Origin of the sequence: Parabacteroides sp. MSK.9.14, assembly GCF_019041495.1 — a bacterium.
GTDB lineage: Bacteria > Bacteroidota > Bacteroidia > Bacteroidales > Tannerellaceae > Parabacteroides > Parabacteroides merdae.
This window is the reverse complement of the sequence record NZ_JAHPXO010000009.1, coordinates 1-15,625: the sequence shown is the minus strand read 5'-3', so window position 1 is coordinate 15,625 and position 15,625 is coordinate 1. Positions and strand designations below refer to the sequence as shown.

The window sequence follows — 15,625 nt, the reverse complement described above, 5'->3', positions numbered from 1 at the left end:
CAAATTGAGGCAAATAGTAATATCTTTTTCTTTTTATAATTTCGTTCATAAGTGTATTTTATATACTTTTGTCCTCAGGAAAATACTTATAACCTATAATTTTATATCATGACATAGCTTTCATTCAAACAAAACATAGTAAACGAAAATAACATGAAAACAGTATTAGTAAGCCTAATGGCAGCCGCCACACTGCCCCTCTTCGCCCAGAAAGACGCGAGCATCCGTATCTATCCTGAGCAAGGAAACCAACAGATCAGCAAACATATCTACGGTCAGTTCGCCGAACACCTCGGGACCTGTATCTATGGCGGGCTTTGGGTCGGCCCCGAATCCGAAATACCCAATACACAAGGCTATCGGAACGACGTGCTGAATGCCTTGAAAGAACTGAAAATCCCCAACCTCCGCTGGCCGGGCGGCTGCTTCGCCGACGAATACCACTGGATGGACGGCATCGGCCCGAAAGAAAACCGTCCGAAAATGGTGAACAACAACTGGGGCGGCACGATCGAAGACAACAGTTTCGGTACGCACGAGTTCCTAAACCTCTGCGAACTGTTAGGGTGCGAACCTTATATCAGCGCCAACGTCGGTAGCGGGACCGTCGAAGAGATGGCCAAGTGGGTCGAATACATGACTTCGGAAGGCGACAGCCCGATGGCCCGCCTGCGCCGGCAAAACGGACGCGACAAAGCATGGAAAGTCAAATTCATCGGTGTCGGCAACGAAAGTTGGGGATGTGGCGGAAGCATGCGCCCCGAATACTACGCCGACCTCTACCGCCGCTACTCCACCTATTGCCGCAACTACGACGGCAACCGCCTTTTCAAGATTGCCAGCGGAGCCAGCGACTACGACTACAACTGGACGGAGACGCTGATGAAGAACGTCGGCGGCCGCATGGATGGCATCTCCCTGCACTATTACACGGTCACGGGATGGAACGGAAGCAAAGGATCGGCTACGGATTTCAACAAGGACGACTATTACTGGACAATGGGCAAATGTCTCGAAATAGAAGATGTCGTCAGGAAGCATATCCAGATCATGGACAAATACGACCCGCAGAAGAAGATCGGCCTGATGGTAGACGAGTGGGGAACCTGGTGGGACGAAGAGCCGGGCACGATCAACGGCCACCTGTACCAGCAGAACACCATGCGCGATGCTTTCGTGGCAGCCCTCACTTTGAACGTATTCCATAAATATACCGACCGCGTCCGGATGACCAACATCGCCCAGATCGTCAACGTGCTCCAATCCATGATCCTGACGAACGGCCCGAAGATGTTGCTCACGCCGACTTATTATGTTTTCCAGATGTATAACGTGCACCAGGACGCCACTTTCCTGCCGATGGACTTGATCTGCGACAAGGCCAAAGTGCGCGGAGGCCGAGAAGTACCGATGGTAAGCGCTTCCGCCTCCAAAGACAAGAACGGACGTATCCACATCTCTTTGGCCAATGTAGATGTCGACAACGCCCAAAGCATCACCCTCGACCTGCAAGGACAAAAGATCGGCAGCGTGAAAGGACGTATCCTGACCTCCGCCTCCATCAATGACCATAACACCTTCGAGAAACCGGATGCCGTAAAACCGGCAACCTTCGACGGTGCGAAAATCGAAAAGGGACAGCTCAAAATCGACCTGCCCGCCAAGTCTATCGTCGTACTGGAAGTGAAATGATGCTATGATTTATGATTGAACATAGTGTTGTCTATGGTATCAAGTCAGGAGTAAACGAATAAATCATAAATCATAAATCAAAAATCATATTTATTTCCTACTTTTGCCCGAAGAAAACAAAAACACTATATAAACTTAGAAGATTATGAAACCTACATTATTCTTATTGGCTGCCGGAATGGGAAGCCGTTATGGAGGCTTGAAACAATTGGACGGACTGGGTCCTAATGGTGAAACAATCATGGATTATTCCATCTACGATGCCATTCGCGCCGGTTTCGGCAAACTCGTTTTCGTTATCCGTAAAGATTTCGAACAGGATTTTCGCGACAAAATCCTCTCCAAATATGAAAGTCACATCCCTTGCGAACTGGTATTCCAGGCATTGGACAACCTGCCCGAAGGATTCACCTGCCCGGCAGAACGTACAAAACCGTGGGGCACGAACCATGCCGTCATGATGGGAGCTGACGTGATCAAAGAACCGTTTGCCGTTATCAACTGCGATGACTTCTACGGACGCGACTCTTTCCAGACAATGGGTAAATTCCTGGCTGCCCTGCCTGAAGGTTCCAAGAACGTATATTCGATGGTAGGTTTCCGCGTAGGCAACACATTGAGCGAAAGCGGTACGGTATCACGCGGTATCTGTAGTACAGATGCAAACAAGTTGTTGACTTCGGTTGTCGAACGTACTAAAATCCAGCGTATCGACGGAGAAGTGAAATACATCGACGACAACGGCGAATGGACAGCTACCCCCGACACGACTCCGGTAAGCATGAACTTCTGGGGCTTCACTCCTGATTACTTCGCTTACAGCCAGGAATTCTTCAAGACTTTTCTGAGCGATCCGAAGAACATGGAAAACCTGAAGAGCGAATTCTTCATTCCGCTGATGGTAGATAAATTGATCAGTGACAAGACTGCTACGGTCGAAGTATTGGATACTGCCAGCAAATGGTTCGGCGTCACCTATCCGGAAGACCGCCAGGAAGTAGTAGATAAAATCCAAGCATTGGTCGATGCAGGCGAATATCCTGCTAAATTGTTCTAAACAAACAGGATCAGGTCCAATAAATAAGAATCCCCACAGTGTTCTCTGTTTCACTGTGGGGATTTTATTGTTCACTATGATAATAACTGTTACTTTTGGCTTGACCCAAAAGTAACCAAAAAGTCAAGGCTTAACCGTCCGGTCTACTCCGGGCAAAGGTTCCGCTGTCGCCTGCGAAACTCGCTTCGCTCAAACAGCGCAGGCTCCGGCCGCTCCACCTTTACCCTCCGCTTGACAACCGTCCGCTTAGGCCTTTCATAGAAAGCTCCGCTTTCTCTTGGGATGGCCGATGCCATCTGTTATATAGGTGTCGGTATCGGCCATCCTCAAAGAGCCGTCAGGCTCTATATCCGGCCTAAGCTGGTGAGCGTTAAGCGCAGAGACTGGAGTGAGCGTCCGGAGCGTCTGCTGTTTGAGCGAAGCGAGTTTCAGACGCGACAGCGAACGAAGGGAACGGAGTAGCGAGCCAGCTTAAGCCTTGATCTTTTGGTTACTTTTGGATCAAACCAAAAGTAACAGGTAAATCATCATTTAAAGGTTCTAATCTTCTTAGAAACTATACTGTACCGCCAGATTCACCCGGTTCGCATGACGTGTGTCACCGTTGAAATCCGTACGCCAGCCGCGCAGATATTCGGCTCCGGCCTGCAGGTCGGACGTGATGTTCCAGAAAAGCGTGGCGTTCAGGTATTGTCCGTAGCGGTACTGGTCGGAAGCAGTAACAGGATAACCATCATGGCTATACAAGCGTGACTGCCCGTATGTACTGGTGATAAACACTTTCGGAGAGAAATTATACTGCATCCCAGCAAACCAGCCCATCATCGGGAGCACCTGCATCTTCCCTTCTTTTTCAGGATTCGGGACCACATCGACATTCAACATGCTCATGTCGTTCAGGAACTGCCCGATACCTTTGCCATACACACCCTGTCCATAGACCTGCAAACGGTTCGTCAGGTTAAAAGTGGCAGAAGCCAGAACACCCCATCCGATCTCCGACTCAGCTTTGCAGGCCGTCAAATCATTGTAGGTCATGCTCCTGATAATAGCCGCAGCCCGGAAATGGCTTTTAGGGTTCCAGCTATACTGCACGTAGACCGGGAAGTTCGGCATCCGCTGCTTGGCGATACTGACATGCTCGTTTGTCAGCCCGTCCACAACCGGCATTTCCACACCGATACCGGCTTTCAAGCCTTTGGCGAGCGCATGTTCGTAACGGATCTGTGTGGCATGATAGATCGACATCCCGTTAGGACCGGCAAAGTCGATCGTAGCAGGCACATTGCCCAAGTCCATGAACGAACCGTAATCGTAACCCGCCGTAAAGCCTCGTGCCGACACATAAGCATTCCTCAACTCGAATATCTTGCCGCTTCCACCGCGGAAGTTACCAGCCGTATACACCACGAAATCGCCCAGGAGGTCCGTATGTCCGACCAGCTTCAGGAAGATCGTGCTCGTAGTGGCGTCCATCTGAAACTGGTTCCGTACATACGACTGTCCTCTGCCGGGAATCAATGCCGGGTAAAAGTCGATATTATCGGAAATACCGCCAAAATCATATTCGGCTGCCAGTTTCACATATCCTCCGATACCGAGAGCAAACTTGCCTTTCCGGTCTGTCAGCAGGAAACGGGGCGCTTTCGGTTCGTGGAAACGGGGACTCTGTGACGCATTCATGATCCGGATAATCTCATTGCCCGCCTTATCGATCGTGACAAACATGACGGAATTCGGTTCTTTATCCTCAACCACAACTTTCTGAGCCTGGGAATGGGTAGAAAGCAATCCCATTCCGAGCAGTAGAACTGCGCTTTTCAACAATGTTTTCATAAATATGCTTTTTGTTTAGATGAATTACCAACTTGAACAGATGCCAACGGAAAAGGTTGTGTCAAATGATTGCTTTAACGAGTAAATATCACTATTTTTGTTGCCATAATACAAAAATAAGATGAAGATGAAAAAGCTGTTTGCTATATGTTTAGTGGCCCTCTCGGCTCTGATATCCGTCCATTTGCAAGCGCAAGAGGTTGAAACGCTGGTACTGATCGACACCGATATGGGAAAGATCAAAGTGAAACTTTTTAACGACACGCCCCAACATCGTGATAATTTTATCAAAAATGTGAAGGAACACCGCTATGACGGACTGTTGTTCCACCGTGTCATCAAACAATTCATGGTACAGGCAGGCGACATTAATTCCAAAGACGCCCCGATGGAACAGCACTTAGGTGACGGAGATCTGGACTACACCATTCCGGCAGAGATCGTCTACCCGAAGTATTTCCATAAACGCGGCATGTTCGCCGCCGCCCGTACAGGCGACGACGAGAACCCCGAACGCGCCTCGTCGGCCACCCAGTTCTATATCGTAACCGGCAAGTTCTTTACGGAAATGGAGCTAGACAAGATGGAGAAGGAACAAGGCATCACCTTCACCCCCGAACAACGCCAAGCCTATATGCTGGAAGGAGGCACGCCCCACCTGGACGGTAAATACACGATTTTCGGCGAAGTCGTAAGCGGCATGAAAGCAGTCGACAAGATCCAGTTCACCGAAACGAACGCAGACGACCGTCCTGTCAAGAACATCAAAATCAAGTCAATGAAGATAGTCAACAAATAAACAACAAAGAATGGAAACAAAAGAAACATTAGTGGTGATGGACACCACACTCGGAAAGATAAAATTCAAATTATACAACGATACACCTCAGCACCGCGACAATTTCATCAAGTTGGCAAAAGCCGGACAATACGACGGCCTGCTATTCCACCGCGTCATCAAGGACTTTATGGTACAAGGTGGCGATGTCACTTCCAAAGACGCCCCGATGAACAAGCAGTTAGGAGCCGGCGACTTGGGCTATACCATTCCGGCAGAGTTCAACTATCCCCAATATTTCCATAAAAAGGGAGCCTTGTGCGCCGCCCGCACCGGAGACGAAGTGAACCCTGAAAAAGCATCGTCAGCCTCACAGTTCTATATCGTCACTGGCAAGAAATATTCGGAAGCCGAACTCGGCCAGATGGAAAAGCAGATGGAAGGGCGCCTGAAACAGGCCATCTTCAACCGCCTCCAGACAGAGAACAAGTCCAAGATCATGGAACTCTACCGCAGCGGCAACAAAGAAGAGCTCGCCGTGCTCCGCGACACCCTGATCGGCAAGACCGAACTGGAGGTCGAAAAGCGTAAAGACGAGACGAAGATGCCTTCCGAACTGCGCGAGACCTACAAGACGATCGGCGGCGTGCCCTTCCTTGACAACCAGTACACCGTCTACGGCGAAGTGGTGGAAGGCCTGGACATAGTAGACGCGATCCAGCAAGTAAAGACAAATAAGCAAGACCGCCCGACGGAAAATGTAGTAATCAAGTCGGTAGAGGTTTTGGAATGATGCAACTTTCGGTTTACAAGGAACATTACAAAGAAACGATACGCCTGGGTGTCCCGATCATGTTGGGACAGCTGGGCATTATTGTTGTAGGCTTTGCCGACAACATCATGGTCGGGCATCACAGTACGGCCGAGCTGGCTGCCGCCTCGTTTGTCAACAACTTCTTCAACCTCGTGTTCATCGCGGGGATGGGATTTTCCTATGGACTGACTCCCATCATCGGAGGGTATTTTGCGCAGAAAGAATATGCAAAGGCAGGCGAGACACTGAAAAACAGCCTTTGTATCAACCTCATCGTGGGATTGCTACTCAGCCTCTGCATGTTGACACTGCTTCTGAACATCCATATCCTGAAGCAGCCGGAAGAGTTGATGCCCTATATCGTGCCTTACTATATCCTGCAACTCTTCTCGGTCATTTTCGCCATGCTGTTCAACTCGTTCAAGCAGTTCAGCGACGGCACGACAGACACGGTCACCCCGATGTGCGTCATGTTAGGAGCCAACGTGCTCAACATCATCGGGAACTACTTGCTGATATACGGCAACTTCGGATGTCCTGAACTTGGGCTTACCGGAGCCGGTATCTCGACACTCGCCAGCCGTATCCTGACATTCGGGATATTCTGCGTCCTGTTTGCCAAGCATTCCCGTTACAAACTTTACAGGGAAGGGTTCAAGAAAGGGACAGTCAACCGGGCGAATATAGGCAACCTGGTCCGCCTCGGCCTGCCGGTCGGCTTCCAGATGGGAGTCGAGACAGGCTCGTTTAGTCTGAGTGTCATCATGATGGGGTGGCTGGGAAGCACGGCACTCGCCGCCCACCAAGTGGCAGGCGTGATCACCACGCTCGGCTTCATGGTCTATTACGGCATAGCGGCGGCGGTTACCATACGGGTAAGCAACTTCCGGGGCCGGAACGACTGGCCTGCCATACGGCACGCATCTTTTGCCGGCCTGCATCTGGTCATGGGGACGGCAGCCATCGTTGTTCTCCTGATCGGGATTTTCCGTAACATCATGGGATATATCATCACTCCGGAAAAAGAGGTGGTCGAACTGGTCGCCCTGCTCGCCTGGTCAGTGATCCTGTATCAGGCAGGCGACGGGCTGCAAATCCTCTTCGCCAACGCTCTGCGAGGCATCTCGGATGTCAAATACATGGCTTATATGGCTTTCTTCTGCCACTTCGGACTGGCACTTCCCATCGGTTACCTGTGCGGGTTCACCTTTGGTTGGGGAGCCATCGGCATCTGGTGCGGCTTCCCGATCAGCCTGACCACGCTCGGACTGTTACTTTGGAGACGTTTCAATCGATTGACAATAAAAAAATAGGGTATGACTAAAGATATAACAGCAGAACACGTATTAAACGACCTGCGCTACCTGACGCTGCTGGCACGCAGCTTTCCGACGGTGGCAGACGCCAGCACGGAAATCATCAACCTGGAGGCCATCCTGAACCTGCCGAAAGGGACGGAGCATTTCCTGTCCGACATCCACGGCGAGCACCAGGCTTTCAACCATGTGCTGAAAAATGCCTCCGGTGCGATCAAGCGCAAAGTGAACGAGATATTCAGCAACACGCTGCGCGACTTCGAGAAGAAGGAGCTTTGCACGCTGATCTACTATCCGGAACAAAAACTGGAACTGATCCGGCAACGCGAAAAAGACCTGGACGACTGGTATCTGATCACGCTGAACCAACTGGTACGCGTCTGCCGGAACGTCTCGTCCAAATACACGCGCTCGAAAGTGCGCAAGGCCCTGCCGAAGGAGTTCTCCTACATCATCCAGGAACTGCTCCACGAGTCGAGCGACGAGCCGAACAAGTCCGCCTATGTGGACCAGATCATCAACACGATCATCTCGACCGGCCGGGCCAATGACTTCATCATCGCCATGTGCAACCTGATCCAACGCCTGACGATCGACCTGCTGCACATCATCGGCGACATCTACGACCGCGGGCCGGGCGCCCACATCATCATGGACACGCTTTGCAACTACCATAACTTCGACATCCAGTGGGGCAACCACGACATCCTCTGGATGGGGGCCGCCGCCGGCAACGCGGGGAGCATCGCCAACGTGATCCGCATGTGCATGCGCTACGGCAATCTGGCAACCCTTGAGGACGGCTATGGCATCAACCTCCTGCCCTTGGCGACATTCGCCATGGAAGTCTATGGAGACGACCCCTGCGAACTGTTCATCCCGCGTACGAACGCGTCGGATGCGACCTTCGATGAAAAGACAACCCAACTGATCGCCCGCATGCACAAGGCGATCACGATCATACAGTTTAAGCTGGAAGGCGAGATCATCCGCCGCCGTCCGGAATTCGGGATGGACGACCGCCTGTTGCTCCACCATATCGACCTCCACCGCGGGACGATCCGTATCGAAGGAAAGGAATACGAGTTGAAAGACAAGAACTGGCCGACTCTCAATGCCAAGGACCCCTATGCCCTTTCGATCGAAGAAGAAGAACTGATGCGGCGCATCAAGCACTCGTTCGAATGTAGCGAGAAACTGAAAAAGCACATGCGCTGTCTGTTCACGCACGGCAGCATGTACCAGGTCTGCAACTCCAACCTGCTTTTCCATGCCTCCGTCCCGATGAACCCGGACGGCACGCTCAAGGCGATCCGTATCGAAGGAACGGAATATAAGGGCAAAGCCCTGCTGGATAAAGTGGACCAGTTGGTGCGCACCGCCTATTTCGATGCCGACGACAGCCCGGAGAAGGACTTCGCGATGGATTACATCTGGTATCTTTGGGAAGGCAAAGACTCCCCTCTCTTCGACAAGAGCCGGATGGCGACTTTCGAACGCTGCTTCATCGACGACAAATCGGTGCAGAAGGAGGAAAAAGGCGCCTACTATTCCCTCCGGGAAGAAGAATCGGTCTGTGACATGCTGCTGGACGAGTTCGGCGTCACCGGCCGGCACCGCCACATCATCAACGGACATGTCCCCGTACGCTCCATCAAAGGCGAGAACCCGATCAAGGCAAACGGGAAACTGCTTGTCATCGACGGCGGCTTCTCCAAAGCCTACCACCCGGAGACAGGCATTGCAGGTTATACCCTGGTCTACCATTCGCGCGGCTTCCAGCTTGTACAGCACGAACCGTTCCTGTCGACCGACCAGGCCATCAAGGAGGGCAAAGACATCCGTTCGACCACCATCGTCGTCGAACTGAACTCCCACCGCCAGATGGTCAAGGACACAGACAAGGGGGCGGACCTGCAACAACAGATCCATGATCTCGAAAAACTCCTTTACGCGTTCCGCAACGGGTTTATCAAAGAAAAAGAGCGTTATAAATAAGAACACTTGTCATGAACAGCGAGAAACTGAAAGGTCACATCCTGATATTGATAACCAATATCCTGTTTGCCGTCAACATGCCGATATCCAAATATCTGCTGCCGGCACACGTTCCCCCCGAAGGTCTTACGATCATGCGCATGGCTTTCGCCTGTGTGATGTTCTGGATCGTGTCTCTCTTCACGGTAAAAGAGAAAGTGCCGTTGAAAGACTTGGGGATGCTTTTTGTATGCGCCCTTTGCGGAGTGGGGATCAATCAGGGATTGTTCATCGTCGGGCTGAACCGTTCTTCTCCAGTCGACGCCTCCATCATCGCCACCGCCGTGCCGATCTTCGTCCTGCTGCTGGCCGTCGTCATACTGAAGGAGCCGATCACCCGGAAGAAGTCGTTCGGTGTGTTCATGGGGGTCAGCGGCGGCCTGCTGCTTGTTTTCAGTTCCACGCACGCTACCGACAGTATCAGCAGCCTCGACGGCGACATGATGATGATTGTCAGTGGGTTGATGTATGCCATTTACCTGGTTCTGTCGAAGCCGCTCTCCCTGCGCTATTCATCGGTCACGATGATGAAATGGATGTTCCTCTTCACAACGCTGACGCTGGTTCCCTTCACTTTCCGGCATGTGCTCGACGCTCCTGCATTCCACCGGGAGGTTTGGGACTTCACGGAACTGGGTGCGATCTTTTACGTCCTCTTCGGGGCGACGTTCCTTCCCTATCTGCTCATCCCGATGTCGTTGAAGAGAATCCGCCCGACAACGGTCAGCATGTACAATTACGTGCAGCCGATCGTCGCCTCGTTCATTGCCGTCATGATCGGCCAGGACACCCTTTCCTGGCAGAAAGTCCTGTCGGCTGTCTTGGTCTTCACAGGTGTTTATCTCGTGACACAGAGCAAAAGCCGGGAAGACATGGAGAAAGGGAAACGATGACACATTTGGCACATTTGACATGGGGTTGTAGAAATATATATACGCGAGATAAATAATTAATTATTTAATATACCTATGTAGGTATATATATACCTGAATATATATTATTACCTATATATAGTTTAGCAAACCGATGTCAAATGTGCCAATTGTGTCAAATCCCGTAAGGAATGTCTCCCGACGTTCCTGCAATCACCAGCCTGCGTTCCTATAAACGGCGACCTGCGTTCCTGCAAATGCAGGCCGGTGATCATGGGAATACAAATCCTCCTTTAATCATCGACTATGTCTGTCATCGCTTTGACCAAGAAGGAGGTAGCTCCGACATACCGCCCAAAATCTCACGGTTCATAGACCCCGTCAAACGGATTCTGGTCACCGGCCGGCCAGATTTCATCGACTAAAGATTTGTTGTTCTTCATTTCGGCTCCCGGCAACTGGAAGATGAAACGCCATGATTTGGCGGGCAACGTGATCAAGCCCCCCCAGTCCATATGGTTACCGGTTCGTTCCAGGCCCTTCTGCGTCCGAAGCATATCAAACAAAGAAAAACCTTCTCCATAGAGTTCTTTTCTTCTTTCTTTTAAAATAGCTTCGATCAGTTCATCGCCACTTGCTTCCGTACGCTTGGCATTACGCAAGTCCTGAAGCTGCCACAATAGCGCTTTCGCTTCCGTATCTTTTCCCTGGTGCGCACAAGCTTCCGCCGCATTCAGCAACATTTCGTCGGAACGCATGACAACCATCGATCCGCGGCAGTCCTCATTATCCCTGAACTTATGAGAAATCCAGAATTCTTTTTTCGTCTGGCCAGAACCCGTAGACCAATTCTCGAACTGTTTGAAGCGAATATCATCTTCGTCAAACAAATCCACAAACTGATCAGAGAGGATAAAGCCTGCAAAAGTCCAACATTTACGATCACCGTTGTACCACATAGCAAAAGGAGAATAGTCGCCCATATTCTGCTCTTCCGTCTGTTTAATTCCCCAAATCCAAGATTTGGTAAGGTGGTCATTAAATCCATTTGCATACTCTTCTGCAGTCGTCAAAGGATAAACCGCCAGCACCTTTTTAGCATATTCTTCCGATTTCGCCCAGTTATTCATTACTTGATAGACTTGAGACAAAACACCTTGTACAACCGTTTGGTCAAACACGTTCGGATAGCTGGAACTACGAACAAAGCCCTCCAACATCGATTCGGCAGTCGTCAGGTCTGACAAGATCTGCTGATAGGTTTCTTCCAACGTTCCACGCGGTTTACCTTGTGTACCGTCTACAGTCGGTTCCGTATAAATAGGAACTCCCGGCATGTCCTTTGCGATAGCATAAGTCTGCTGATACAAGCGGGCCAAATCGAAATAGGCCCATCCGCGCAAAGCCAAAGCCTGCCCTTTGATATATTGCTTATCCATATCTTCGCCTTCCGAATCATCGACATAAGTGATTACGGAATTCAAGTTATTGACCAACCGGTAATGGAAGGTCCACAACTGATCTGTACGGAATATATTAGCTTGAGTTTCTCCCCAATAATTATAGTTATATAAATACCATCCACTACCATTATTCATCACATCTTCACCGCACATGTCCGAAATCATCTGGATAGAAGGTATACCGTAGTCGTCACCCCGGTTAGCTCCCCCGCTACCATAGGCACGCATTTGATAGTAACAACCATTCAAAGCAGACTGTGCGCCGGAAGTTGTTTGAAAGACATCCGTATCATCGACAGATGTCGATGGTTTCGTATCCAAAAAATCACTACAGGAAACCATACTTCCCGTCATGAGACCTATAGCCAAAACCGACAATATATAGTTCTTTGATTTCATATTCTTCATCATTTATTTAATTAGACTTCTTACAAATTAAGTTGCAGACCGAATGAAACGGACTTCGTCACCGGGAACCGGTTGGCGGTCGTTCCGGATATGCTTTGTTCCGGGTCCGTACCACGACGGGCTGCACTACCAATCGTAACCAAGTTATCCCCCTGGACGAACAAGCGTAATGAATTGACCTGGAACTTCTTCGTGAAATTTTTAGGCAACGTGTATCCCAACGTCATATTCCTCAACCTCGCAAAAGAGTTGTTGAAAATAAATTTGGAAGTATAGGAACTCATATAATTCGCATAATTATAGTAGGTGGTCAAGCGAGGGAACTCGGCATTCGGATTTTCAGGAGTCCAAGAATCCAACATATCCGGGTGCATGCTATAGCCTCTCCGGTAATACATGGATTGCGCATAGTCGCTGTCATACAGCTTGCCGCCGATACTGTAATAGATCATGAAAGAAAGGTCGATGCCTTTATATGAGAAGTTATTGGTAAAGCCTCCAAACAATTTTGGAATGGCATCGCCCAGATATTTCTGCTGGCTGTCGCTTGTCACCTCATTATAATTTTCGGTCTTTACCCGTTCCTTCACGACTTTTTCTCCTTTGTCGTTTGTTTCGTAAATCGTTTTCCAATATTGGTCGTTTCCGGTTTCAGGGTTCACACCTGCATACTCGATTCCCCAGAAATTATAGCGGGATTCACCTTCACGCCATTTGAAGACACCGGCATTGACTTCGGCCTGCGGCAACTTGGTTATACGGTTCTTATAAGATGTCCCGTTCAAATCGATGGTCCATTTAAAATCTTTATTGGATATGGCAGCATAATTCAAAGAGAATTCGACACCCTGGTTCTTAACGTCACCGATATTACGGTCAATACCGCTCATGCCGGTAGACGGAGCCATCGGCAATGTAAACAACAGGTCTTTAGACTTACGGCTGAACCACTCGACACTACCGCTCAGCTTATTGAACACGGCAAAATCCAACCCGACATTGAACTGCAAATTCGTCTCCCATTTCAAATCCTTGTTTGACAAACGGCTGACCATAACACCTGGATCCCGGTAGTTGTTCATGCCTGTCGCATACAAACCTTGATAAGCATAATAAGTCCCCAAGTTATCATTACCGACAGCACCATAACTGGCTTTCAGTTTCAAATTATCCAACCAGGAACTATAAGGTTTCATGAATTCTTCATTGGATATTCTCCATGAACCACCTAAAGACCAGAATTGCCCCCAACGATTATCGGGATGAAAACGGGAAGAGCCGTCCGTACGGAAGCTACCGGAAATGTAATAACGGTCTTTATAATCATATTCGACACGGCTCAACCAGCTTAACAGACGGTATTTGTCGGTGTAAGAATTCATGCTGCTCATCACGGCTGCCGAACCGATCTCCGTAACACCAGGAAAAGGAAATCCCTGCTTTTCGGCAGATAACAACTTATATTCCAAAGCATAGGCTTCCTGTCCCAATAAAACGGACAAAGAATGATCCCCGAAAGATTTCTCATAAGTCACCAGGTTGTTGATCGTATAAGAAAGATTCCGGTCACTTTCCTTATAGGCTGAACCTTTATAACCGGCAGCAAAGCCATATTCGCTGTTTACATAGCCATCATAATTATACTGATAAAAATCCACGCTGAAATTGGTACGCCACTTCAATCCCGGGATGAATGTTATTTCAAAATAGGTACGATTGGAAACATCGTCATGTGTCCAAGGAGACTTGTTATAGGTATCATCAGCCAACGGGTTAGTCCCACTCCAGGATGTACGGTAGTTTCCGTAGTCAAAAATACGATTGCCGTTCTTGTCCAATCTGTAGGCATTCGTCGCACTGTCCCATTCATAAATAGGATACACTGTCGGCATCGTACGCAAAAGCCATACAGTCTGATCACTGGCAGACCCTTCGCGCACGCTATGAGACAAACTGATGTTGGTTCCGACCTTCAACCATTTGTTTACATTATAATTCAAGTTTGCCCGTGTTGAATAGCGTTCGAAACGCTGGATAGAAAATACACCTTTATCGTTCAGGTAACCGGCTGATATAAAGTAGTCGGCTTTTTTATTCTTACCACTGAAGTCTATCGTATATTCCTGACGCAGACGGGATTTCAACAAAGCGTTTCTCCAATCTCCCCAATAATTCAACTTGGCATCGGGATCCATCTTCCCATCTGTCCCGACCGGCATATCAATGTTATAAGGGTTATTACCGAACTCACCCATCACATAATAAGACGCATAGGAACGGGAATCTTCGTCCCGATAACCTGAATCCAGATAGCCATTATACAAAGCACGCCAAGTCAATTGCGATAGTTGGTCTGGTGACAGTTGATCCGGCAACCCTACAGCCAAACTGGAGAATCCCCAAGTTGAACGGAAATTGATCTGCCCTTTCTCGCTTGCGCCCTTACGCGTTGTGATCATCACGACCCCATTGGCTGCGCGAGAGCCGTACAAAGCGGTGGCCGAGGCATCTTTCAGAATAGTCATGGACTCGATGTCGTTCGGGTTGATAGCATTCAGGTATCCGTCATAAGCCGTTCCGTCGACCACATAAAGCGGAGAGCTGGATGCGTTCATGGAACCGATACCACGGATCATGATCGTCGCATCTTCGCCCGGCTCACCGGAATTGTTCAACACCTGCACACCGCTGCTTTGCCCTTGCAAAGCCTGGGTTACATTGGATGCTTTGATCTTCTCCAGCGATTCTTTCTTGACCACGCTGGCCGATCCTGTAAAGGTCGACTTCTTTCCTGTACCATAAGCAACAACCATCACCTCGTCGATAGCTACCATGTCCGGCTCCATTTCGATCTTCATGCTACGGCCGGAAATGGTGACTTCCTTTGTCTTATATCCCAAGTAAGAGAGATGCAGTGTTTTCGTACGAGGAGAAACGGTCATCGAAAACTCTCCTTTTTCGTTGGTGGTTACGCCATTCATCGTCTGCTTATCTACGACAGCCACCCCGATCATCGGCAAGCCGTCTTCGGTAGAAACTACGATACCTGACACAGCCTTTTCCTGCGCCATCAGCAAATGCCCCCATAAGGACATCACAAAAAGAACCCAAAAGAACCTTTTCATAATCAATAGATTTAAATGATACATTCAAGTATAACCACATTGGCCTATAAAAACGTTTCCTTTTAATTTAAGGTATAGAAAGCATAATGATCCTCAATCAAAGGACGTAGTTCTAACAGGACATTGTATTCGACACACTAATAGACGCAAATATATTAAATTTATAATTAATCCTTAATTCCGCAACACTTTGATTTAACTTTATTTATAAGTACCTGAGCAACAAA

The 15,625-nt window shown here is 49.2% G+C and carries 10 protein-coding genes; 7 read left to right on the top strand and 3 right to left on the bottom strand.

Features of this window, described 5'->3' with window-relative positions; genetic code table 11:
- Positions 1–153: 153 nt before the first annotated feature.
- Positions 154–1,692: an alpha-N-arabinofuranosidase gene (locus KTG12_RS06635; RefSeq protein ID WP_005642078.1), complete on the top strand. Its 1,539-nt coding sequence runs from the start codon at positions 154–156 to the stop codon at positions 1,690–1,692.
- 145 nt (positions 1,693–1,837) lie between these two features.
- A complete protein-coding gene (locus tag KTG12_RS06630) occupies positions 1,838–2,749 on the top strand; it encodes a nucleotidyltransferase (RefSeq protein WP_119215688.1) in 912 nt (303 codons plus the stop codon).
- Positions 2,750–3,298: 549 nt separating this feature from the next.
- On the opposite strand, the gene KTG12_RS06625 is transcribed toward KTG12_RS06630, so the two are convergent.
- Entirely contained in the window at positions 3,299–4,585 is a 1,287-nt protein-coding gene (locus KTG12_RS06625) for a DcaP family trimeric outer membrane transporter (protein ID WP_155143932.1), read from the bottom strand.
- Positions 4,586–4,712: 127 nt separating this feature from the next.
- On the opposite strand from KTG12_RS06625, the gene KTG12_RS06620 reads away from it, so the two are divergent.
- The 5 genes from KTG12_RS06620 to KTG12_RS06600 are packed head-to-tail and all read left to right on the top strand — an operon-like array spanning position 4,713 to position 10,423.
- The gene (locus KTG12_RS06620) at positions 4,713–5,384 is read left to right on the top strand and encodes a peptidylprolyl isomerase (protein ID WP_005642073.1); all 672 of its coding nucleotides are present in this window, start codon (positions 4,713–4,715) and stop codon (positions 5,382–5,384) included.
- A gap of 10 nt (positions 5,385–5,394) precedes the next feature.
- The gene (locus tag KTG12_RS06615) at positions 5,395–6,156 is read left to right on the top strand and encodes a peptidylprolyl isomerase (RefSeq protein WP_138272946.1); all 762 of its coding nucleotides are present in this window, start codon (positions 5,395–5,397) and stop codon (positions 6,154–6,156) included.
- Positions 6,153–7,490: an MATE family efflux transporter gene (locus tag KTG12_RS06610; protein ID WP_005640060.1), complete on the top strand. Its 1,338-nt coding sequence runs from the start codon at positions 6,153–6,155 to the stop codon at positions 7,488–7,490. The genes KTG12_RS06615 and KTG12_RS06610 overlap by 4 nt, the downstream gene beginning before the upstream one ends.
- A 3-nt stretch (positions 7,491–7,493) precedes the next feature.
- A complete protein-coding gene (locus tag KTG12_RS06605; RefSeq protein ID WP_005640058.1) occupies positions 7,494–9,491 on the top strand; it encodes a fructose-bisphosphatase class III in 1,998 nt (665 codons plus the stop codon).
- Positions 9,492–9,502: 11 nt separating this feature from the next.
- Complete coding sequence (locus KTG12_RS06600) at positions 9,503–10,423, top strand: DMT family transporter (protein WP_138272947.1); 921 nt, start codon at positions 9,503–9,505, stop codon at positions 10,421–10,423.
- A gap of 341 nt (positions 10,424–10,764) precedes the next feature.
- Here KTG12_RS06600 and KTG12_RS06595 read toward each other — a convergent pair whose 3' ends face one another.
- Complete coding sequence (locus tag KTG12_RS06595) at positions 10,765–12,264, bottom strand: RagB/SusD family nutrient uptake outer membrane protein (protein ID WP_005650356.1); 1,500 nt, start codon at positions 12,262–12,264, stop codon at positions 10,765–10,767.
- Between the two features lie 29 nt (positions 12,265–12,293).
- Positions 12,294–15,398: a TonB-dependent receptor gene (locus KTG12_RS06590; protein WP_039850142.1), complete on the bottom strand. Its 3,105-nt coding sequence runs from the start codon at positions 15,396–15,398 to the stop codon at positions 12,294–12,296.
- Between the last annotated feature and the right edge of the window lie 227 nt (positions 15,399–15,625).